This window comes from Bartonella sp. AA1HLJMS, assembly GCF_042197445.1.
GTDB lineage: Bacteria > Pseudomonadota > Alphaproteobacteria > Rhizobiales > Rhizobiaceae > Bartonella.
In genome coordinates, this window is record NZ_JBHIRW010000320.1 from 1 (window position 1) to 501 (window position 501).

At 41.1% G+C, this 501-nt stretch carries 1 protein-coding gene; it reads left to right on the forward strand.

The window, feature by feature from the left end:
- Window positions 1–277 precede the first annotated feature (277 nt).
- Window positions 278–484 carry a hypothetical protein gene (locus ACFIQE_RS11420; RefSeq protein ID WP_375621755.1) on the forward strand — a complete coding sequence of 69 codons (207 nt, stop codon included), beginning with the start codon at window positions 278–280 and terminating at the stop codon, window positions 482–484.
- Window positions 485–501 lie beyond the last annotated feature (17 nt).

The window sequence follows — 501 nt, forward strand, 5'->3', positions numbered from 1 at the left end:
ACACTGTGGGTTGCTTGTATTCCCATGATGATTTTAGAACTTTATTATGGTGTCTTTAAGCAGGTGAGAACGTATCGCTGTTTAAGAAAAGAACTGAAAAACGTCTTGCAAGAACAGGATACAGCGCTTGAGAAGTCATGAGAGGGAAAAAATAATGAAGAAATTATGAGAGATTCAGCCTTTATAGGGATTGCTCTCTATACCATTTTGCCTCTGATATGTTTTGGTGTTTTTTTATGGGTTGTCCGTAAACATTGCTTTAAAGGAGCAGTGTTGGGTGGCATTGAGTGGAAGAAAAGCCGATTATGGATCAGTGTTGATTAAAGGGAATAAGAGCCCGTGGGGTTTAGAGCCTAGAGTGAGTGCTTGGGACTTACTTTATCGTTTGAGGCGTGAGGAAGGAACGGTTTTGCTTGTAGGGGCGCGCGGTATATGGGTTGTTTTCGTATTTTTAGGAGCCTTGTTCATTCAAGCTTTGAAATGAATCCTATTGAAGTGGGG